This window comes from Pseudomonas sp. E102, assembly GCF_052660185.1.
Window position 1 is genome coordinate 4929636 of record NZ_CP084025.1, and the last position, 21032, is coordinate 4950667.

Genomic DNA, 21032 nt, shown 5'->3' on the forward strand with positions numbered 1-21032 from the left:
ACGCCGCTATGTCGATACTGCAGGCCATCAGAAGCTTCCTCTTTTACCTGCTGCTGGGCACCAGTTCCTTGTTGTGGTGCACGCTGAGTTTTTTTGTCGCACCGTTCATGTCGTTCAGGACGCGCTACCGCTTCATCAACGTCTACTGGTGCCGCTGCGCACTTTGGCTAAGCAAGGTGTTCCTGGGCATTCGTTACGAAGTGAAGGGTGCCGAGAACGTGCCCGACCGGCCTTGCGTCATCCAGTCCAACCATCAGAGCACTTGGGAAACCTTCTTTCTTTCGGCCTATTTCGAGCCATTGAGCCAGGTCCTCAAGCGCGAGCTGCTGTTCGTACCGTTCTTCGGCTGGGCCATGGCGATGCTGCGCCCGATCGCGATTGATCGCGACAACCCCAAGGTTGCGCTCAAGCAAGTGGCGCAAAAAGGCGATGAGCTGCTGAAGGACAACGTCTGGGTCCTCATTTTTCCCGAAGGCACCCGCGTGCCCTATGGGACGATCGGAAAGTTCTCCCGCAGCGGTTCGGCGTTGGCTGTAAATGCAGGCCTGCCGGTGCTGCCGATTGCACACAATGCCGGCAAATTCTGGCCAAAGACGGGCTGGATCAGAACGCCTGGAACCATCACCGTGGTCATCGGCGCACCGATGTATGCAGAGGGCAGCGGCCCCCGGGCAATCGCTGAGCTCAACGACCGCGTCCAGGCCTGGAACGAACAGACGCAAAGGGATTTGGGTTCGCTACCATCAGCCCCCGCCGCACCGGCAACGCCGGACACGGTCGCTGTCTGAGAACTGTGGATAACCTGTGTACCGTTTCGCTGAATTTAGTTGCTTTTATTTCCTAATGCCTTGTTTTTAAAGCATATTTCTTAAGCACATAAAACAGCGGAAAAGGTGCATAAGTTTTTATAGCGCTCTTCAAACGCAGCTTCGGTGTTCGTCGAAGCTGCGATTTTTAGCTCAACAGCGGAAATCGCAAGCTGAAGGTTGTCCCTTCCCCCACTTCGCTACGGCATTCAATCTCCCCGCCGTGATGATCGACGACTGCCTTGACCATGGACAGTCCCAGGCCAATGCCATCCACGCCATGAGCTGAAGAAAAGCGTCGATACTGAATGAACAGGTCTGGCAGCTCCCCGGCATCGATGCCTTTGCCTTGGTCAACCACATCGCAAGTCAACCAACCCTCCGCACATCGCACATGCAGTGAAATACAGGTTTCGCTCGTGCTGTATTTGATGGCGTTTTCCAGCAAGTTGAAGAGCGCGCGAGTCAGCAGGGGTTGATCGGCGTTGACTGTCGCTTCGTCATCATCCAGTTGGTATTGCAGATGGATGTTCTTTGCCTGGGCGATGGGTAATGCCTGGTCGATGACGTCCAGGACCAGCATTGCAAACAGCGTTGGCCGGAACTGGTAGGCGTCTGATTCAGCCTTGGCCAATTGGACGAACCCGTCAGTCAGGTCCAAGGCACGACGGACCTGGCGCTCGATCTGGTCGAACAGTGGGTTTTCAGCCCCTGCGTCATGCCGATGCACATCGAGCAGCGCCAGAATGGCCGAGTGGGGGGCGCGCAGGTCATGGGAAAGGAAGCGGAGCATGACACTGCGCTGCTCTTCGGCCGCCCGCTCGGCGCTCAGGTCCGTCAGGCTCATCAGCCAACCTATAGGGACGTCCCCATCAACTGGCAGCAGCGCAGCTCTTTCCAGCCGCAGGCTGCGTTCACGTATGTCGCGAAACTCTACCAACGGCAATGTGGACAATCGGTGGGCAGGGGAGTGCGCCAATGCGGGATAACCCAGCCGTGCCAGTGCTTCCAGCACATCCGCGCCCACCAGGGCATGATCGAACAACTCACGGGCCTTGCGATTGCCGAGCAGTATGTTGCCTTGCGGATCGCTGATCATCGTCGCCACCGGCAAATACTCCAGGCCGTCGGCAATAAAACGTCGCGTGTCCCGCGTGCGATTCATGGCCTGTTCCAACGCCATGACTTGTCCTTGTAGACCATCACTGCCGATATAGGACGCGCGACGACGCTCCGGGAATACCTTCGGCTCCGCATCCAGGCGTGCCAACTCCCAACCAAAATAAGCCAGCACCACGCTCAAGCGCCGCCAGTTCCAGATCAGATAACCGCCGAGCATGCCCAGCAGGCTAGGTGCCGGCGACCACGACCTACCCTGCGCGTCCAGCAACAGGCTTACGAGTAGGGCCGCTGCCATGCCTGCCACTGTCGTTCCCAGGGCAAAGCGCGGGCGCAACAGCAGCGAACCCAGGACGCAGCCCACCAGACATGTCGATAGCAAGGCGGCGACCGTCCCATCGCGATCCGAATGCACGCAATACGACATCAACGCGGTCGTTGGCAACAGGAGAAGACTTATCCACAACCATTCGCGAACCCAACGACGAAACAACCGTTGGACTTGGGTGGGTTCACGACTTTCATGGCGACGCGGGTTGCTCATAAGTAACCTGACGGAACATGGACTGGGGGGTATTGATCATGGCTTGGCGCGTCATACGTTCAGCGTCAAGCCCGAGACTATAGCGGACTCGATCGTGGCATGCGGCTGCCTTTCCCTCGTCGCCACTAGCCGGTATTGTCTCAGCCTGCGACAGGAGAGTGAAACAAGTCAGCTGCTGAGTTGCCTTCATCGCCCCTGTGGATGTCAGTATTTTCAAGATCAAGGAATCGCGTCCCATGCGTGTCGCCATACTGGATGACGAACCGGCCGAACTACGCCGGGTGGAACAGACACTGCAACAGATCCCCGGAAGGGGCGAGCAAGCCTGGACACTGCATAGTTTCGAACGAAGCGAAGATCTGTTGCGCCAATTGCGCCGCGAAACATTCGACCTGCTGATACTCGACTGGCAGTTGCCGGATATCAGCGGACTGTCTTTGCTTCGCTGGACACGCGAGCACATGGACTCACCACCGGCTGCCATCATGCTCACCAGCCGTGACGGCGAGCACGACATTGTCCAAGCCCTTAATGCCGGTGCCGACGACTACGTCAGCAAGCCATTCCGTCCCAATGAACTCAAGGCCCGGGTTACGGCAGTACTGCGCCGTCATAACCTGCAACGCATACCGACCAGTGATGTCTTGGTATTCAACGACCTCGAATTCGACGACGCGGAACTCACGGTTACCCGCGCTGGCATTCCCATCAGCCTGACTGAACGAGAATATCGCCTGGCTCGCTGCCTGTTCGCCAACCTCGGGCGGCCACTGTCCCGGGAGTATTTTTATGAACGCTTCTGGACCCACGAGGAAATGACCTCGTCCCGTCCGCTCGACACCCACATCTACCGCTTGCGCAACAAACTAGGGCTGACGGCGGATCGGGGCTGGCAGTTGCTGACTATCTATGGATATGGATATCGTCTGGAGAGCGTGGCGGCGGGCAGCGAGGCTTGCGAAGCGAGTTAGCGTAAAAAAAAAGGCCAACGCATACGCGTTGGCCTTCTTCGTTGGGGCAGTGACAACCCGGATCAGAAATCCAGGTTGGATACCGCCAATGCGTTGCTCTCGATGAAGTCACGACGTGGCTCGACCGCATCCCCCATCAGGGTATTGAAGATCTGGTCCGCGCCAATGGCGTCTTCGATGGTGACTTTCAGCATGCGACGCGAGCCCGGGTCCATGGTGGTTTCCCACAGTTGGTCCGGGTTCATCTCGCCCAGCCCTTTGTATCGCTGGATGGTGTGGCGCTTGGTGCTTTCAGCCATCAGCCATTCAAGGGCTTCTTTGAACTCAGTCACGGACTTCTTGCGCTCACCGCGCTGGATGTAAGCCCCTTCGTCTAGCAGCGTGCTCAACTGAGCGCCGAGAGAGACGACCGTCTTGTAGTCGTTGCTGCTGAAGAAGTCGCGGTTGAAGGTGACGTAGTTCGACAGGCCGTGGGAAATCAGTTCGACTTCAGGCAGCCATACGTTGCGTTCACGGTCTTCACGCAGGCTGGCCTTGTAGACCAGGCCGGATTTTTCCACGGTACGCAGGCGGACTTCATACTGGGCCAGCCAATCCTGCATGGCAGCGTGATCGGACAGTTGCTCCAGGCTTACGGCCGGCAGGTAGATGAAGTGCTCGGTCAGTTCCTGCGGATACAGACGCGACAGACGCTTGAGGGTCTTCATCACCAGGCGGAAGTCATTCACCAGGCGTTCAAGGGCTTCACCGGAAATGCCCGGCGCATCTTCGTTCAGGTGCAGGCTCGCGTCTTCCAGGGCCGACTGCGTCATGTACTCCTCCATGGCGTCGTCGTCTTTGATGTATTGCTCTTGCTTGCCTTTCTTGACCTTGTACAACGGTGGTTGGGCGATATAGATGTAGCCGCGCTCGATCAGCTCCGGCAACTGACGGAAGAAGAACGTCAGCAGCAGGGTGCGGATGTGCGAACCGTCAACGTCAGCGTCGGTCATGATGATGATGTTGTGATAGCGCAGCTTGTCGATGTTGTACTCTTCGCGGCCGATGCCACAGCCCAGCGCGGTGATAAGCGTGCCGACTTCCTGGGAGGAAATCATCTTGTCGAAGCGCGCTTTCTCGACGTTGAGGATCTTGCCCTTCAACGGCAGGATGGCCTGGGTGCGGCGGTTACGACCCTGCTTGGCGGAACCACCAGCAGAGTCACCTTCCACGAGGTACAACTCGGACAGGGCTGGGTCTTTTTCCTGGCAGTCCGCCAGTTTGCCCGGCAGGCCCGCGATGTCCAGCGCGCCTTTGCGGCGAGTCATCTCACGAGCCTTGCGCGCCGCTTCACGGGCGCGGGCGGCGTCGATCATCTTGCCGACCACCAGCTTGGCTTCGTTGGGGTTCTCCAGCAGGAAGTCAGAGAAGTATTTCCCCATTTCCTGTTCGACCGCAGTCTTCACTTCGGAAGACACCAGCTTGTCCTTCGTCTGGGAGCTGAATTTCGGATCGGGCACCTTGACCGAAATGATCGCGGTCAAGCCTTCACGGGCATCGTCACCGGTAGTGGCGACCTTATGCTTCTTCGCCAGGCCTTCCTGTTCGATGTAGTTGTTCAAGTTACGCGTGAGCGCCGAACGGAAGCCCACCAGGTGGGTTCCGCCGTCGCGCTGCGGGATATTGTTGGTGAAACACAACAGGTTCTCGTTGAAGCTGTCGTTCCACTGCAGGGCGATTTCCACACCGATGCCGTCGTCGCGCTGCACATTGAAGTGGAACACCTGGTTGACCGCAGTCTTGTTGGTGTTCAGGTATTCAACGAACGCACGCAGGCCGCCTTCATACTTGAACAGCTCTTCCTTGCCGCTGCGCTCGTCCTTGAGGACGATGCCGACACCGGAGTTGAGGAAGGACAGTTCACGAATCCGCTTGGCCAGGATGTCCCAGCTGAAATGGATGTTCTTGAAGGTTTCGCTGGAAGCCTTGAAGTGGATCTGGGTGCCCGTGGTCTCGCTGTCGCCAACGATCGCCATCGGTGCCTGGGGCACGCCATGGACATAAGTCTGTTCCCAGATCTTGCCGCTGCGGCGAACGGTCAGCACCAGTTCTTCGGACAGTGCGTTCACCACCGAAACACCTACGCCGTGCAACCCGCCGGAAACCTTGTAGGAGTTATCGTCGAACTTACCGCCCGCGTGGAGGACGGTCATGATGACCTCGGCGGCGGAAACGCCTTCCTCTTTATGCACGTCTACCGGGATGCCACGGCCGTTGTCACGGACGGTGATGGACTCATCCGGGTGGATGATGATGCTGATGTCGTCGCAATGGCCGGCGAGGGCTTCGTCGATGGAGTTGTCGACCACCTCGAACACCATGTGGTGCAGGCCGCTACCATCATCAGTGTCGCCAATGTACATACCGGGACGTTTGCGTACGGCATCCAGGCCTTTCAGCACTTTAATGCTCGTTGAGTCGTACGTATTTTCTTCGCTCAATGCCTTCACTCCCGATGGTCGTGGGTCTGGGTGATACGGCCCTGTTCCACGTGGAACAGAGCGACTGGCGTTTCCGTCTGCCAGCCTTCCCTCAATAATTCGTGGTCTACACAAGTGATGAACACTTGGCAGCGTAAGTCTTCCAGCAAGCGGCACAACGCCCGACGGTGGGCTTCGTCCAGCTCGGACGGCAAGTCATCCACCAGATAAATACACTGACCGCGGCGGGCCTGGCTGACCAGATGCCCTTGGGCGATACGCAAGGCGCACACCACCAACTTCTGCTGCCCCCGGGACAAGATGTCCGCGGCATTATGCGCGCCCAATCTGAGGCGCAAGTCAGCGCGTTGTGGTCCAGCCTGGGTATGGCCCATCTGCTGGTCTCGCTGCAGCGAGCCAGCCAGCACGGTGCTCAGTTCCCGGTCCTTGTCCCAGCCTCGGTAATAGCTGAGCGTCAGGCCCTCAAGCTCAACCAGTTCGCTCAAGGTCTGCTCGAAGACCGGTTTCAAGGCTTTGATGTAAGCGCGGCGGTATTCATCGATTTCAGCGCTGGTCTGGCACAGTTCCCTGTCCCAAACCGCTTGCGAAACGGCGTCAAGTGTACCATGCCGCAGCCAAGAGTTTCGCTGGCGCAGCGCCTTCTGCAAGCGTTGCCAGGTCGCCATGAAACGCGGTTCCACGTGGAACACGCCCCAGTCCAGAAACTGTCGGCGGATCTTGGGGGCGCCTTCCAACAAACGGAAGCTGTCCGGGTTGATCAACTGCAACGGCAGGATTTCGGCCAACTGCGCGGCACTGCGCGCGTTCTGGCCGTCGATGCGGATCTGGAACTCGCCTTGCCGGTCCCGCGAGATCCCCAGGGCGCTATGGCCGCCTTCCGCCAGTTCCACTTGGCCAAACACCGTACACGCCAGTTGGTCGTACTGAATGACCGGCAACAGACGGGTGCTGCGAAACGAACGGGCAAGCCCAAGCAGGTGCACGGCTTCCAGCACGCTGGTCTTGCCGCTGCCGTTGGCGCCGTAAAGAATATTGATGCGGGGGGAAGGGGAGAAGGTCACCGGGTGCAGATTGCGCACCGCGGTGACCGAGACGCGACTTAAGGACATCTAGCTGATTCTGATTACAGACGCATCGGCATGACAACGTAAGCCGAATCGTCGTTATCAGACTCCTGCACCAGCGCACTGCTGTTGGAGTCGGACAGGATCAGACGCACTTGCTCGGTGGTCATCACGCCCAGCACGTCCAGCAGATAGCTGACGTTGAAGCCGATTTCCAGGGAGCCGCCGTTGTAGTCCACGCCGACTTCTTCTTCCGCTTCTTCCTGCTCGGGGTTGTTCGCCTGGATCTTCAGCTGCCCGTTGGCCAACTGCAAACGAATGCCGCGGTATTTTTCGTTGGAGAGGATCGCGGTACGGCTGAACGCTTCGCGCAGCGCTTGGCGATCGCCCAGTACCAGCTTGTCACCACCTTTTGGCAGCACACGCTCGTAATCGGGGAACTTGCCGTCCACCAGTTTCGACGTGAAAGTGAACTCGCCAGTCGTGGCGCGGATGTGGTGCTGACCCAACACGATGCTGACGTTGCCGTCCGGCTCGGTCAGCAGACGGGCCAGCTCCAGGATGCCCTTACGCGGCACGATTACCTGATGGCGATCCGGCTGACCGATATCAGCCTGCATCGAGCACATCGCCAAGCGATGACCGTCGGTAGCCACGGCGCGGATGATCCCGGCAGACACTTCCAACAGCATGCCGTTGAGGTAATAACGCACATCCTGCTGGGCCATGGCGAAACTGGTGCGCTCGATCAGGCGGCGCAGCTTGCTCTGCTCCAGGCTGCAAGTCAGCGATCCCGGGCCTTCCTCGACCGTCGGGAAATCGTTGGCCGGCAGGGTCGACAAAGTGAAACGGCTGCGACCAGCCTTGACGACGAGCTTTTGCTCATCAACCTTGATATCGATCAGCGCATCGTTTGGCAGGCTCTTGCAGATATCCATCAGCTTACGCGCAGGCACGGTGATGGAGCCCGGATCGGCCGGCTCTTCGAGTTGGACACGACCAACCAGCTCGACTTCCAGGTCGGTACCGGTCAGCGACAATTGCTGGCCTTCGACAACCAGCAGCACGTTGGAAAGTACCGGCAAGGTCTGGCGGCGTTCGACGACGCCCGCGACCAGTTGCAGGGGTTTCAACAGGGCTTCGCGTTGAATGGTGAAATGCATGGTCTAGTCCCTTGCCTTAATAAGCTGCGCTGGTGGTCATCAAGTGGTCAATGTACGCAGCAGGTTCTTGTAGTCCTCGCGGATGTCCGCGTCGGATTCCTTAAGTTCGTTGATCTTGCGGCAGGCGTGCAGCACCGTGGTGTGATCGCGTCCACCAAACACGTCGCCGATTTCCGGCAGGCTGTGGTTGGTCAGTTCCTTGGACAAGGCCATGGCCACCTGTCGCGGTCGAGCCACCGAACGTGAACGACGTTTGGAAAGCAGGTCGGAAATCTTGATTTTGTAGTATTCAGCAACGGTACGCTGAATGTTATCCACAGACACAAGTTTGTCCTGAAGCGCCAGCAGGTCCTTCAACGACTCGCGGATCAGCTCGATGGTGATATCCCGGCCCATGAAATGAGAATGGGCAATCACCCGCTTGAGGGCACCTTCAAGCTCACGCACGTTCGAGCGAATACGCTGGGCGATGAAGAACGCGGCGTCATGAGGAAGCTCGACCTTGGCCTGATCGGCTTTCTTCATCAGGATCGCGACCCGGGTTTCCAGCTCAGGCGGCTCGACGGCCACCGTCAGGCCCCAACCGAAACGCGACTTGAGGCGTTCCTCAAGGCCTTCGATCTCTTTCGGGTAGCGGTCGCTGGTGAGAATGACTTGCTGCCCGCCTTCAAGCAATGCGTTGAAGGTGTGGAAGAACTCTTCCTGTGAACGTTCCTTGCGGGCGAAGAATTGAATGTCGTCGATCAGCAAGGCGTCGACCGAACGGTAGAAACGCTTGAACTCGTTGATAGCATTGAGTTGCAACGCCTTGACCATATCGGCCACGAAACGCTCGGAATGCAAGTACACAACCTTGGCGTTCGGGTTCTTCTTTAACAGATGGTTGCCCACCGCATGCATCAAGTGGGTCTTACCCAGGCCGACGCCGCCATAAAGAAAGAGCGGGTTGTAGCCGTGCTTGGGGTTATCCGCCACCTGCCAGGCCGCGGCGCGAGCCAATTGGTTGGATTTACCTTCAACGAAATTCTCGAAGGTAAAGGTCCGGTTCAGATAGCTGGTGTGCTTCAGTGCGCCTTCGACCTGCACGGTGCGTTGTTCGGTACGCACCGGCGCCTGTTGGGAGCTCGCCCCGGCCATCGGGTCGAAGCTGTCCCGGGAAGGCTCTTCACTGACCTCGGCCACTTTTTGTGCATTGCGCTTGCTCGGGGCTGGCGCGGGCGCCGGGGCGGCATGGTTGTTGACCGGTACCGGCGCAGCCTGCTGGGCCTGTGACGCAGCAGCAGCCAGCGGCGCGTTGGGCGCGGCGCGGGGGGCGGAGCTACGTTTGCTGCCTATTAATAAGGACAACGCAGGCGCCATGCCATTGCCATGCTCATCGAGCAGTTCCATGACCCGGCCCAGGTACTTTTCGTTGACCCAGTCGAGGACGAAACGGTTCGGTGCATAGACACGCAACTCGTCGCCTTCGGCTTCGACCTGTAGTGGACGGATCCAAGTGTTGAATTGTTGGGCAGGCAGCTCATCGCGCAAAAGCTCCACGCACTGCTGCCAAAGTTCCACTGACACGGACATCCCCTAAGTTGAAAGCCGGTGAGGCAAAAACAAGCGGCCATTGTAGCGAGCAGACGAGCACTTATCCACACGCAGCTTGCTCATCGACCATGATTTATCAATGCATAAACCGAACGAAAGGCGACCGGCGGTCGGTGGATAAGCCCTGTGGATAACTGCGCCTAAGGCCGTTGCACAACTGGGGGCGAAACTCAGTGGATAACCGGCCTGTGGATAACCTGGCATTCCACACACAGCTTATCCGACAGCGCAGCACAGGCTTGCCACCGCTTTCCCGCCTAGTTGTCATTCTCTGTACATTGCGGATTACAAGGCCTTGGAGTGGTTATCCACAGCTAGGCGCCGGCCTTGCTTTTATAAGCTTTACAGAAAAGCTTTAAATACTTTCCTTCTTTATTTCTATATCTAGCGTTGTGTGACGAAACCACCGAAAAGCGCCTGGTCATCTATTTAAAGGAAACGCTGGTTGGAAATTGACCTAGAGGCTTGCTTTCTCTAGAATCCCCGGTCTCTTAAAACGGGGGCCATTCCGGCCCGTTGTGGACGAACCAGGTAACACGACATGAAACGTACTTTCCAACCAAGCACTATCAAACGCGCTCGTACCCACGGTTTCCGTGCTCGCATGGCTACCAAGAATGGTCGTGCCGTCCTGTCGCGTCGTCGCGCCAAAGGTCGTGCGCGTCTGGCAGTTTGATAATCCGGCACTGGAGGTGAGTCAGGACTTCAGTCGGGAAAAGCGTCTGCTTACCCCCCGGCATTTCAAGGCAGTCTTTGACTCCCCTACCGGCAAGGTTCCGGGGAAAAATCTCCTGCTCCTTGCGCGCAGTAACGATCTCGATCACCCCCGACTTGGGCTGGTTATCGGGAAAAAGAGCGTTAAGCTCTCCGTTCAGCGCAATCGCCTCAAGCGTTTGATGCGCGAATCGTTTCGCCTGAATCAGGATTCACTGGTGGGGTGGGACATTGTGATCGTTGCGCGCAAAGGTTTGGGTGACGTAGAAAACCCCGAATTGATTCAGCATTTCGGCAAGCTCTGGAAACGTCTGGCCCGTAACAAGCCAGCACCAGCAGCCAACACCGAAACTGTAGGGGTAGACAGTACCGATGCGTAAGCTGGCACTCGTTCCGATCCAGTTTTATCGCTACGCCATTAGTCCCCTGATGGCCAGCCACTGTCGTTTCTACCCCAGTTGTTCTTGCTACGCGTATGAAGCCATAGAAAATCATGGCCTTCTGCGCGGTGGCTGGCTGACCTTTCGTCGTTTAGGTCGCTGTCATCCGTGGAATCCCGGCGGTTATGACCCGGTTCCGCCTATCCCTACCTCCCGTTCTTCTTCGATGGCCGAGTAATCATGGATATCAAACGCACGATCCTGATCGTCGCCCTGGCAATCGTGTCCTACGTCATGGTCCTTAAATGGAACCAGGACTACGGCCAGGCTGCCCTGCCGACTCAGAATGTTGCAGCCAGCAATACCGCACCGAGCCTGCCGGATGCTCCAGTTGGCAACAACGCTGCCAACAATGACGACATCCCACGCGCGGCAAGCGATACCAGCGCTCCTGCCGAAGCCCCAGTGGCCGTAAGCAAAGATCTCATTCAGATCAAGACGGACGTGCTCGAGCTGGCAATCGACCCACAAGGTGGTGACGTCGCGCAGCTGAAGCTGCCGCTGTACCCACGTCGTCAGGATCATCCGGAAATTCCGTTCCAGTTGTTCGACAACGGTAACGAGCGCACCTATCTGGCCCAAAGTGGCCTGATCGGTACCAACGGTCCGGATTCGAACCCGGCCGGTCGCCCGATCTACTCTGCCGAGAAGAAGACTTATCAACTGGCTGACGGTCAGGACCAACTGGTCGTGGACCTGAAGTTCAGCAAGGACGGCGTCAACTACATCAAGCGTTTCACTGTGAAACGTGGCATGTACGACGTAACCGTCTCTTATCTGATCGACAACCAGAGCGCCCAGCCTTGGTCCGGTGCGATGTTCGCGCAACTCAAGCGTGATGCCAGCGACGATCCATCCTCCAGCACCGCCACCGGCACCGCGACTTACCTGGGCGCTGCCCTGTGGACAAGTTCGGAGCCGTACAAGAAAGTGTCCATGAAGGACATGGACAAGGCTCAGCTCAAGGAAACCGTCCAAGGTGGCTGGGTTGCCTGGCTGCAGCACTATTTTGTAACTGCGTGGATCCCGCAAAAAGGCGACAGCAACGTCGTCCAGACGCGTAAAGACAGCAAAGGCAACTTCATCATCGGTTATACCGGCCCGACATTGACTGCCGCGCCCGGTGCAAAAGCCGAAACGAGCGCCGTTCTGTACGCCGGTCCAAAAAGCCAGGCCGTGCTGAAAGAGTTGTCCCCAGGCCTGGAATTGACTGTTGACTATGGCTTCCTATGGTTCATTGCCCAACCAATCTTCTGGCTGCTGCAACATATCCACAGCATCGTCGGCAACTGGGGTTGGTCGATCATCTTCCTGACCATGCTGATCAAGGGGATCTTCTTCCCGCTGTCGGCTGCCAGCTACAAATCGATGGCACGGATGCGTGCAGTGGCGCCGAAACTGGCCGCCCTGAAAGAACAACATGGCGATGACCGGCAGAAAATGTCTCAGGCCATGATGGAGTTGTACAAGAAGGAGAAGATCAACCCGCTGGGTGGTTGCTTGCCGATTCTTGTACAAATGCCTGTGTTCCTCGCGCTTTACTGGGTCTTGCTGGAAAGCGTGGAGATGCGCCAGGCTCCGTTCATGCTGTGGATTACGGACCTGTCGATCAAGGATCCGTTCTTCATCCTGCCGATCATCATGGGCGCCACCATGTTCATCCAGCAGCAGCTGAACCCGACACCTCCGGACCCGATGCAGGCGAAGGTCATGAAAATGATGCCAATCATCTTCACCTTCTTCTTCCTGTGGTTCCCGGCGGGTCTTGTGCTGTACTGGGTTGTGAACAACGTGCTGTCGATCACCCAGCAGTGGTACATCACGCGTAAGATCGAAGCGGCTACGAAAAAAGCCGAGGCGTAACTTGCTCTGTGGATAACCACACAAAACGCCCCCTAGTGGGGCGTTTTGCTATCTGCCATTTTTGTCTGGATACCGGTTTATGAGCGCACCGCGTGAAACCATCGCCGCCGTTGCCACCGCTCAAGGTCGCGGCGGTGTCGGCATCGTCCGTATTTCGGGGCCGTTGGCCAGTGTCGCGGCCAACGCGATCAGCGGTCGTGAACTCAGGCCGAGGTTTGCCCATTACGGCCCGTTCTTCGATTCGCAGCGGCAAGTGCTCGATGAAGGGCTGGCCTTGTATTTCCCGGGGCCTAACTCATTCACCGGTGAAGATGTGTTGGAGCTGCAGGGCCACGGCGGCCCGGTTGTCCTGGACATGTTGCTCCAGCGTTGCCTCGAGCTGGGCTGTCGCCTGGCGCGGCCGGGGGAATTCAGCGAACGAGCATTCCTCAACGACAAACTCGACCTGGCCCAGGCCGAGGCCATTGCCGATCTCATCGAAGCGAGCTCCGCGCAAGCGGCACGTAATGCGTTGCGTTCGTTGCAAGGGGCATTTTCACAGCGTGTGCATAACCTCACCGAGCAACTGATCGGGCTACGCATCTACGTCGAGGCCGCAATCGATTTCCCCGAAGAGGAAATCGACTTTCTCGCCGATGGCCACGTGCTGAGCATGCTCGATAAGGTCCGCGATGAATTATCCACAGTCCTGCGTGAAGCTGGGCAGGGTGCCTTGCTCCGCGACGGGATGACAGTGGTGATTGCCGGTCGGCCTAACGCTGGCAAATCCAGTCTGCTTAACGCCTTAGCCGGTCGCGAAGCAGCGATCGTCACCGAGATTGCCGGCACTACCCGAGACATCCTGCGCGAACATATCCACATCGATGGAATGCCTCTGCACGTGGTGGACACCGCTGGTTTGCGCGACACCGATGACCAGGTCGAAAAAATTGGTGTTGAACGTGCCCTGAAGGCCATCAGTGAAGCCGACCGTGTATTGCTGGTGGTGGACGCGACTGCGCCGGAAGCGGACGATCCCTTTGCCTTGTGGCCTGAGTTCCTCCAAGTTCGCCCGGATCCAGCGAAAGTCACGCTGATTCGTAACAAGGCTGACCTGACAGGGGAGGCCATTGCCCTCGAAGTCAGCGACGACGGCCACGTGACCATCAGCCTAAGCGCGAAATCAGCGGGCGAGGGGCTGGAATTGCTGCGCGACCATCTCAAGGCTTGCATGGGTTATGAACAGACCTCAGAGAGCAGCTTCAGCGCCAGGCGCAGACACCTCGAAGCACTGCGCCACGCCAGCGCGGCGTTGGAGCACGGCCGCGCACAATTGACCTTGGCGGGGGCAGGAGAACTGCTGGCAGAAGATCTTCGCCAGGCTCAACAGTTCCTCGGGGAAATTACCGGCGCCTTCAGCTCTGATGATCTGTTGGGGCGGATCTTTTCCAGCTTCTGCATCGGTAAATAACCCCGCAGGGGCTGTCGACAAACCCGTGGCGAGGGAGCTTGCTCCCGTTCGTCTGCGACGCTGTCGTAAACCGGCGGGTGCGGGTGTCAGGTACTCCGCATTCGGCAGGTTTTGGGGCCGCTTCGCGACCCAGCGGGAGCAAGCTTCCTCGCCACAGGCCTATCGTCCCTCGGCAACTACATCACGTCTTTGCAGCCGGGTTTGTCCTCGAAAGCCTATCGAGCGCAACACAAACCCGCTACCTCCTCTTTTTTTTGAACTGATTGCCCTTAATGGCGGCTTGCCTGTGGACGCTTCGGCGACCCTTGTCGGCTGTTTTCTGTGGATTAAGCCCTGTGAATAACTGCCACTGAGGTCGGTTGATAAGGCCCCTTCAAAACTGGATATAACCGCACCTGTGGATAAAGCCCATATTAATCCACAGGCTTACACCGGTTATCCAAGGCGCTCCGGGGTACATGGTCACAGGGTTTTGAAACTCTGTACATGCTGTAAAACAAGGGATGCAGAACGTTATCCACAGATAGGCCGGTCACTAAGAATAAACATAAAAACAAAGGTTTTATAAATTTCTTTCTTTTTTATTTTTTTAACCCCGAGTTCTCCACAGCTGGTTAAATTTTGTGCAGAGGGTTCTTTAGGAAGAGGGAAGTCCCTATACTTGCCGACCCTGGTTCGAAAACGCCCAGGAACCAAGCCAGAATCTATTTCCGAATTACCTGAATAAAGCAGGCACGAGGTGCGTGGTGGATTTCCCTTCCCGTTTTGAAGTGATCGTCATCGGCGGCGGTCATGCCGGTACCGAGGCAGCACTTGCATCAGCACGCATGGGCGCTAAAACCCTGCTGCTGACGCATAACGTGGAAACCCTCGGTGCCATGAGCTGCAACCCCGCCATTGGTGGCATCGGCAAGAGCCACCTGGTCAAGGAAATCGACGCCCTTGGCGGTGCGATGGCCATGGCCACGGATAAAGGGGGCATTCAGTTTCGCGTGTTGAACAGCCGCAAGGGCCCAGCCGTGCGCGCCACCCGCGCCCAGGCCGATCGAGTCCTGTACAAGGCCGCTGTCCGTGAAATCCTGGAAAACCAGCCGAACCTGTGGATATTTCAACAAGCAGCCGATGACCTGATCGTCGAGCAGGACCAAGTAAGCGGTGTCGTCACGCAAATGGGTCTGCGTTTCTTCGCCGATTCCGTGGTGTTGACCACCGGGACCTTCCTCGGGGGACTTATCCACATCGGTTTGCAGAATTTTTCCGGCGGACGCGCTGGTGATCCTCCATCGATCGCCCTGGCCCAGCGCCTGCGTGAACTGCCGCTGCGTGTTGGTCGGTTGAAAACCGGTACACCACCGCGTATCGACGGCAAGTCGGTGGATTTCTCGGTGATGACCGAGCAACCTGGCGATACTCCGATCCCGGTGATGTCGTTCATGGGCAACAAAGAACAGCATCCACGGCAAGTCAGTTGCTGGATCACCCATACCAACGCTCGCACCCACGAGATCATCGCGGCGAACCTCGATCGTTCACCGATGTATTCCGCTGCCGGTGAAATCGAAGGTGTCGGCCCGCGCTATTGCCCGTCGATCGAAGACAAGATCCATCGCTTTGCCGACAAGGAAAGCCACCAGGTCTTCATCGAACCGGAAGGTTTGACCACCCATGAGCTGTATCCAAACGGGATATCCACAAGCCTGCCGTTCGATGTGCAACTGCAGATCGTGCAATCGATTCGCGGCATGGAAAACGCCCACATCGTTCGCCCGGGCTACGCCATCGAATACGACTACTTCGATCCACGTGACTTGAAGTACAGCCTGGAGACCAAGGTCATCGGCGGCCTGTTCTTCGCTGGGCAAATCAACGGCACCACCGGTTACGAAGAGGCTGGCGCCCAAGGATTGTTGGCCGGTGCCAACGCCGCACTGCTCGCCAAGGGCAAAGAAGCGTGGTGCCCGCGTCGCGACGAGGCGTACATCGGTGTGCTGGTGGACGACCTGATTACCCTGGGCACCCAGGAACCGTATCGGATGTTCACCTCCCGCGCCGAATATCGCCTGATCCTGCGCGAAGACAACGCCGACCTGCGCCTGACCGAGAAAGGTCGCGAATTAGGATTGGTGGATGACGTGCGCTGGGCCGCATTCTGCAAGAAACGCGAGCATATCGAGCTGGAAGAGCAGCGCCTGAAAAGCACCTGGGTTCGCCCGGGCACCGAGCAGGGCGATGCCATTGCGGCGAAATTCGGCACGCCGCTGACCCACGAATACAACCTGCTCAACCTGTTGAGCCGTCCGGAAATCGACTACGCCGGGCTGGTGGAAGTGACCGGCCAAGGTGCGGAAGATCCGCAAGTGGCCGAACAGGTTGAGATCAAGACCAAATACGCCGGTTATATCGACCGCCAACAGGATGAAATCGCTCGCCTGCGCGCCAGTGAAGACACCAAACTGCCTGTGGATATCGACTACACCGGCATTTCCGGGTTGTCGAAAGAAATCCAGAGCAAGCTCGGTGCGACCCGTCCAGAGACCCTGGGTCAGGCCTCGCGCATCCCTGGCGTCACGCCCGCGGCGATTTCGCTGTTGATGATTCATTTGAAAAAACGCGGCGCGGGCCGCCAGTTGGAGCAAAGCGCTTGAGTTCGATGGTCACCTCGCAGCATGCCGAAGAGTTATCCACAGGTGCTCGTCAGCTCGGCGTCAGCCTGACCGAAGCCCAGCATGCGCAATTGCTGGGCTACCTGGCACTGTTGATCAAGTGGAACAAGGCCTACAACCTGACCGCGGTGCGCGATCCGGATGAAATGGTCTCGCGGCATTTGCTCGACAGTCTCAGTGTCATGTCCTTCGTCGAGAACGGTCGGTGGCTGGACGTTGGCAGTGGCGGTGGCATGCCGGGCATCCCGCTGGCGATTCTGTTTCCGGATTCTCAAGTGACCTGCCTGGACAGCAACGGCAAGAAAACCCGCTTCCTGACCCAGGTCAAACTCGAACTCAAACTGGATAACCTCCAGGTTATCCACAGCCGCGTCGAAGCTTTCCAGCCTGAAAAGCCTTTCAACGGAATCATCTCAAGGGCTTTCAGCAGCATGGAGAACTTCAGCAACTGGACGCGCCACCTTGGCGACGCCAATACGCGCTGGCTGGCAATGAAGGGCGTTCATCCGGCCGATGAGCTGGTAGCATTGCCGGCAGACTTCCACCTCGATAGCGAACACGCCTTGGCCGTACCCGGTTGCCAAGGCCAACGCCATCTGCTGATACTGCGCCGCACGGCATGATTGGGAACACACGCAAGAATGGCTAAGGTATTCGCAATAGCGAACCAGAAAGGTGGTGTGGGCAAGACCACCACCTGCATCAACCTCGCAGCATCCCTGGTCGCCACCAAGCGCCGGGTGCTGTTGATCGACCTCGATCCACAGGGCAACGCCACCATGGGTAGCGGTGTGGATAAACATGGCTTGGAAAACTCCATCTATGACGTCCTGATCGGCGAATGCGATCTGGGCCAGGCCATGCACTTCTCCGAACATGGCGGTTATCAACTGCTGCCGGCCAACCGCGACCTGACGGCGGCCGAAGTGGTGCTGTTGGAAATGCAGATGAAGGAAAGCCGCCTGCGCAGCGCGCTGGCGCCGGTCCGCGAGAATTACGACTACATCCTGATCGACTGCCCACCGTCGCTGTCGATGTTGACCCTCAACGCCTTGGTGGCCGCCGATGGGGTGATTATCCCCATGCAGTGCGAGTACTTCGCCCTTGAAGGGTTGAGCGACCTTGTGGATAACATCAAGCGTATCGCTGAATTGCTGAACCCGGACCTGAAGGTCGAGGGATTGTTGCGGACCATGTACGACCCGCGCCTGAGCCTGATGAACGATGTTTCTGCCCAGCTCAAGGAGCATTTCGGCGAGCAGCTCTACGATACGGTCATCCCGCGCAACATCCGTCTGGCCGAAGCGCCGAGCTACGGCATGCCGGCCCTGGCGTACGATAAACAATCGCGCGGCGCGCTGGCTTACCTGGCGCTGGCAGGCGAGATGGTTCGCCGCCAACGTCGTCAACCACGCATCGCTGCAGCCCAGCCAACTTAAGGAAGCCCCATGGCCGTCAAGAAACGAGGTCTCGGACGTGGACTGGATGCGCTGCTCAGCGGTCCGACTGTCAGTTCGCTGGAAGAGCAGGCCGTGCAGGCCGATCACCGTGAATTGCAGCATTTGCCCCTGGACCTGATCCAGCGTGGCAAATACCAGCCGCGCCGGGACATGGATCCGCAGGCGCTGGAGGAACTGGCCCAGTCGATCAAGACGCAGGGGGTGATGCAACCGATCGTGGTGCGGCCGATTGCCGATGGGCGTTTCGAGATCATCGCTGGCGAGCGCCGCTGGCGCGCCAGCCAGCAGGCCGGACAGGAAACCATTCCGGCGATGGTCCGCGATGTGCCGGACGAAACTGCAATCGCCATGGCGCTGATCGAGAACATCCAGCGCGAAGACCTCAACCCTATCGAAGAAGCCGTGGCCCTGCAGCGCTTGCAGCAGGAATTCCAGCTGACCCAGCAACAAGTCGCCGAAGCGGTGGGCAAGTCTCGCGTGACAGTGGCGAACCTGCTGCGGTTGATCGCGTTGCCAGAAGTCATCAAGACCATGTTGTCCCACGGCGACCTGGAAATGGGACATGCCCGGGCATTGCTCGGTTTGCCGGAGAATCAACAGATTGAAGGGGCGCGACATGTTGTCGCACGCGGCCTGACCGTGCGCCAAACCGAGGCACTGGTTCGTCAATGGCTGAGCGGTAAACCTGCGCCTGTCGAAGCACCAAAACCCGATCCGGATATCGCTCGTCTTGAGCAGCGCCTGGCCGAGCGCCTGGGCTCTGCCGTGCAGATTCGCCATGGAAAGAAGGGCAAGGGTCAGCTGGTGATCGGTTATAACTCCCTCGATGAGCTGCAAGGTGTTCTTGCGCACATTCGCTGAAACAATTGCCCTTGTAGCGCGCAGTCGGAAATCACTACCTGAAGGTTGAATAGGGGCAGAACCGCCCCTATACTCTGCGCGCATTTTGTCGGCACAAATTATGCCAAGTTGTTGAATTCAGGCAGCCGACCATTGGAGAGCAAAAGCGATGGAAACACGCACGCCAAACCGCTTGCCGTTCCATCGTCTGGCAGTTTTCCCGGTGTTGATGGCCCAGTTCGTCGTTGTATTGATCGCCGCGTTGGCGCTTTGGCAATGGAAGGGAGTCGTCGCCGGATACTCGGGTCTTTGCGGAGGCCTGATAGCCTTGCTTCCCAATATTTACTTCGCTCACAGGGCATTTCGGTTTTCCGGCGCCCGAGCAGCCCAGGCTATCGTCCGGTCTTTTTATGCCGGCGAGGCGGGGAAACTGATTTTGACGGCAGTGCTGTTTGCGCTGACGTTCGCAGGTGTGAAGCCACTGGCGCCGCTGGCTGTATTCGGCGTGTTCCTGCTGACCCAGATGGTCAGTTGGTTTGCTCCCCTGCTAATGAGAACAAGACTTTCGAGACCTTAGGGCGTTTGAGGCAACCATGGCAGAAACAACCGCTTCGGGCTATATCCAGCACCACTTGCAGAACCTGACCTTCGGGCAGCTACCTAACGGCAGCTGGGGCTTTGCTCACACCGCAGCAGAAGCCAAGGAAATGGGCTTCTGGGCTTTCCACGTCGATACCCTCGGCTGGTCGGTCGCGTTGGGTCTGATCTTCGTTTTCCTTTTCCGCATGGCGGCGAAAAAAGCGACTTCCGGTCAGCCAGGTGCACTGCAGAACTTCGTTGAAGTATTGGTCGAATTCGTCGATGGCAGCGTGAAAGACAGCTTCCATGGCCGTAGCCCGGTGATCGCACCGCTGGCACTGACCATCTTCGTCTGGGTGTTCCTGATGAACGCCATCGACCTGGTACCGGTCGACTGGATTCCTCAGCTGGCCATCCTGATCTCCGGCGATGCCCATATCCCGTTCCGCGCCGTGTCGACCACCGACCCGAACGCGACCCTGGGCATGGCGTTCTCGGTTTTCGCACTGATCATTTTCTACAGCATCAAGGTCAAGGGCATCGGCGGCTTCATCGGCGAACTGACCCTGCACCCGTTCGGCAGCAAGAACATCCTTGTTCAGGCCCTGCTGATTCCGGTGAACTTCCTCCTGGAATTCGTGACCCTGATCGCCAAGCCAATCTCTCTGGCCCTGCGTCTGTTCGGCAACATGTATGCCGGCGAGCTGGTGTTCATCCTGATCGCTGTGATGTTCGGCAGCGGCCTGCTCTGGCTCAGCGGCCTGGGCGTGGTGCTGCAATGGGCGTGGGCTGTGTTCCACATCCTGATCATCACCTTGCAGGCGTTCATCTTCATGATGCTGACCATCGTCTACCTGTCGATGGCGCACGAAGAAAACCATTAAGGCCAGTCTCGACTAGTCTGATGTCCTTCCCGGTCAAACGGGAAGGGGCCCGAACGGGCTCGATGAAACGATTTGTTTTACCGCTTTAATCTAAAAAACCTAAACCATACGACGTAAAAGTCGGGAGGAAAGATGGAAACTGTAGTTGGTCTAACCGCTATCGCTGTTGCACTGTTGATCGGCCTGGGCGCACTGGGTACCGCAATTGGTTTCGGCCTGTTGGGCGGCAAGTTCCTGGAAGGCGCTGCGCGTCAGCCAGAAATGGTTCCAATGCTGCAAGTCAAAATGTTCATCGTTGCCGGTCTGCTCGACGCCGTAACCATGATCGGTGTTGGTATCGCGCTGTTCTTCACCTTTGCGAACCCGTTCGTTGGTCAGATCGCTGGCTGATTACTCGGA

19 protein-coding genes are annotated in these 21032 nt (G+C 57.8%); 14 read left to right on the forward strand and 5 right to left on the reverse strand.

Annotated elements, in window-relative coordinates; translation table 11 throughout:
• Positions 1-8 precede the first annotated feature (8 nt).
• Positions 9-788, forward strand: coding sequence for a lysophospholipid acyltransferase family protein (locus tag DOCECA_RS22260; RefSeq protein WP_445571095.1), 780 nt, complete (start codon positions 9-11; stop codon positions 786-788).
• Positions 789-954: 166 nt separating this feature from the next.
• Here the strand turns inward: DOCECA_RS22260 and DOCECA_RS22265 are convergent, their stop codons facing one another.
• Complete coding sequence (locus tag DOCECA_RS22265; RefSeq protein WP_445571096.1) at positions 955-2469, reverse strand: ATP-binding protein; 1515 nt, start codon at positions 2467-2469, stop codon at positions 955-957.
• A 236-nt stretch (positions 2470-2705) separates the two neighbouring features.
• Here DOCECA_RS22265 and DOCECA_RS22270 point away from each other — a divergent pair, with 236 nt between their 5' ends.
• On the forward strand, positions 2706-3440 hold the full coding sequence (locus tag DOCECA_RS22270) for a response regulator transcription factor (RefSeq protein WP_420766045.1): 735 nt from the start codon (positions 2706-2708) through the stop codon (positions 3438-3440).
• A gap of 62 nt (positions 3441-3502) precedes the next feature.
• On the opposite strand, the gene gyrB is transcribed toward DOCECA_RS22270, so the two are convergent.
• The 4 genes from gyrB to dnaA are packed head-to-tail and all read right to left on the reverse strand — an operon-like array spanning position 3503 to position 9713.
• Positions 3503-5920: a DNA topoisomerase (ATP-hydrolyzing) subunit B gene (gene gyrB, locus DOCECA_RS22275; protein WP_420766046.1), complete on the reverse strand. Its 2418-nt coding sequence runs from the start codon at positions 5918-5920 to the stop codon at positions 3503-3505.
• A 5-nt stretch (positions 5921-5925) separates the two neighbouring features.
• Positions 5926-7029, reverse strand: a complete 1104-nt coding sequence (gene recF / locus DOCECA_RS22280; RefSeq protein ID WP_445571097.1) for a DNA replication/repair protein RecF — start codon at positions 7027-7029, stop codon at positions 5926-5928.
• A 14-nt stretch (positions 7030-7043) separates the two neighbouring features.
• Entirely contained in the window at positions 7044-8147 is a 1104-nt protein-coding gene (gene dnaN, locus DOCECA_RS22285) for a DNA polymerase III subunit beta (RefSeq protein ID WP_025211054.1), read from the reverse strand.
• Between the two features lie 39 nt (positions 8148-8186).
• Entirely contained in the window at positions 8187-9713 is a 1527-nt protein-coding gene (gene dnaA, locus DOCECA_RS22290; protein WP_420766048.1) for a chromosomal replication initiator protein DnaA, read from the reverse strand.
• 568 nt (positions 9714-10281) lie between these two features.
• Between dnaA and rpmH the strand changes: the two genes are divergently transcribed.
• The 12 genes from rpmH (at position 10282) to atpE (ending at position 21023) form a co-directional block, all read left to right on the forward strand.
• Positions 10282-10416 (forward strand): 50S ribosomal protein L34, encoded by a 135-nt coding sequence (gene rpmH, locus DOCECA_RS22295; protein WP_003213577.1) that lies wholly within the window; start codon positions 10282-10284, stop codon positions 10414-10416.
• Positions 10417-10432: 16 nt separating this feature from the next.
• Positions 10433-10834, forward strand: coding sequence for a ribonuclease P protein component (gene rnpA, locus DOCECA_RS22300; protein ID WP_420766123.1), 402 nt, complete (start codon positions 10433-10435; stop codon positions 10832-10834).
• Complete coding sequence (gene yidD / locus DOCECA_RS22305) at positions 10827-11072, forward strand: membrane protein insertion efficiency factor YidD (protein ID WP_010465488.1); 246 nt, start codon at positions 10827-10829, stop codon at positions 11070-11072. The genes rnpA and yidD overlap by 8 nt, the downstream gene beginning before the upstream one ends.
• A 2-nt stretch (positions 11073-11074) precedes the next feature.
• Positions 11075-12757 (forward strand): membrane protein insertase YidC, encoded by a 1683-nt coding sequence (gene yidC, locus DOCECA_RS22310; protein WP_420766049.1) that lies wholly within the window; start codon positions 11075-11077, stop codon positions 12755-12757.
• A gap of 79 nt (positions 12758-12836) precedes the next feature.
• Positions 12837-14207 (forward strand): tRNA uridine-5-carboxymethylaminomethyl(34) synthesis GTPase MnmE, encoded by a 1371-nt coding sequence (gene mnmE / locus DOCECA_RS22315; protein WP_420766050.1) that lies wholly within the window; start codon positions 12837-12839, stop codon positions 14205-14207.
• 746 nt (positions 14208-14953) lie between these two features.
• Complete coding sequence (gene mnmG, locus DOCECA_RS22320; RefSeq protein WP_445571098.1) at positions 14954-16852, forward strand: tRNA uridine-5-carboxymethylaminomethyl(34) synthesis enzyme MnmG; 1899 nt, start codon at positions 14954-14956, stop codon at positions 16850-16852.
• Positions 16853-16857: 5 nt separating this feature from the next.
• Entirely contained in the window at positions 16858-17493 is a 636-nt protein-coding gene (gene rsmG / locus DOCECA_RS22325; protein WP_445572182.1) for a 16S rRNA (guanine(527)-N(7))-methyltransferase RsmG, read from the forward strand.
• 18 nt (positions 17494-17511) lie between these two features.
• On the forward strand, positions 17512-18309 hold the full coding sequence (locus tag DOCECA_RS22330; RefSeq protein ID WP_186633322.1) for a ParA family protein: 798 nt from the start codon (positions 17512-17514) through the stop codon (positions 18307-18309).
• A gap of 9 nt (positions 18310-18318) precedes the next feature.
• Complete coding sequence (locus tag DOCECA_RS22335; protein ID WP_445571099.1) at positions 18319-19191, forward strand: ParB/RepB/Spo0J family partition protein; 873 nt, start codon at positions 18319-18321, stop codon at positions 19189-19191.
• A gap of 148 nt (positions 19192-19339) precedes the next feature.
• A complete protein-coding gene (locus DOCECA_RS22340) occupies positions 19340-19747 on the forward strand; it encodes a F0F1 ATP synthase subunit I (RefSeq protein WP_039593179.1) in 408 nt (135 codons plus the stop codon).
• Positions 19748-19763: 16 nt separating this feature from the next.
• On the forward strand, positions 19764-20633 hold the full coding sequence (gene atpB, locus DOCECA_RS22345; protein WP_305497744.1) for a F0F1 ATP synthase subunit A: 870 nt from the start codon (positions 19764-19766) through the stop codon (positions 20631-20633).
• Positions 20634-20765: 132 nt separating this feature from the next.
• Entirely contained in the window at positions 20766-21023 is a 258-nt protein-coding gene (atpE, locus tag DOCECA_RS22350; protein ID WP_003097235.1) for a F0F1 ATP synthase subunit C, read from the forward strand.
• The last annotated feature ends 9 nt before the right edge of the window (positions 21024-21032 follow it).

Coding starts and splice junctions, on each gene's coding strand:
- DOCECA_RS22260 (WP_445571095.1), top strand. CDS start 9: ATGTCGATACTGCAGGCCATCAGAAGCTTCCTCTTTTACCTGCTGCTG.
- DOCECA_RS22265 (WP_445571096.1), bottom strand. CDS start 2,469: ATGAGCAACCCGCGTCGCCATGAAAGTCGTGAACCCACCCAAGTCCAA.
- DOCECA_RS22270 (WP_420766045.1), top strand. CDS start 2,706: ATGCGTGTCGCCATACTGGATGACGAACCGGCCGAACTACGCCGGGTG.
- recF (WP_445571097.1), bottom strand. CDS start 7,029: ATGTCCTTAAGTCGCGTCTCGGTCACCGCGGTGCGCAATCTGCACCCG.
- dnaN (WP_025211054.1), bottom strand. CDS start 8,147: ATGCATTTCACCATTCAACGCGAAGCCCTGTTGAAACCCCTGCAACTG.
- rpmH (WP_003213577.1), top strand. CDS start 10,282: ATGAAACGTACTTTCCAACCAAGCACTATCAAACGCGCTCGTACCCAC.
- yidD (WP_010465488.1), top strand. CDS start 10,827: ATGCGTAAGCTGGCACTCGTTCCGATCCAGTTTTATCGCTACGCCATT.
- yidC (WP_420766049.1), top strand. CDS start 11,075: ATGGATATCAAACGCACGATCCTGATCGTCGCCCTGGCAATCGTGTCC.
- mnmE (WP_420766050.1), top strand. CDS start 12,837: ATGAGCGCACCGCGTGAAACCATCGCCGCCGTTGCCACCGCTCAAGGT.
- rsmG (WP_445572182.1), top strand. CDS start 16,858: ATGGTCACCTCGCAGCATGCCGAAGAGTTATCCACAGGTGCTCGTCAG.
- DOCECA_RS22330 (WP_186633322.1), top strand. CDS start 17,512: ATGGCTAAGGTATTCGCAATAGCGAACCAGAAAGGTGGTGTGGGCAAG.
- DOCECA_RS22335 (WP_445571099.1), top strand. CDS start 18,319: ATGGCCGTCAAGAAACGAGGTCTCGGACGTGGACTGGATGCGCTGCTC.
- DOCECA_RS22340 (WP_039593179.1), top strand. CDS start 19,340: ATGGAAACACGCACGCCAAACCGCTTGCCGTTCCATCGTCTGGCAGTT.
- atpB (WP_305497744.1), top strand. CDS start 19,764: ATGGCAGAAACAACCGCTTCGGGCTATATCCAGCACCACTTGCAGAAC.
- atpE (WP_003097235.1), top strand. CDS start 20,766: ATGGAAACTGTAGTTGGTCTAACCGCTATCGCTGTTGCACTGTTGATC.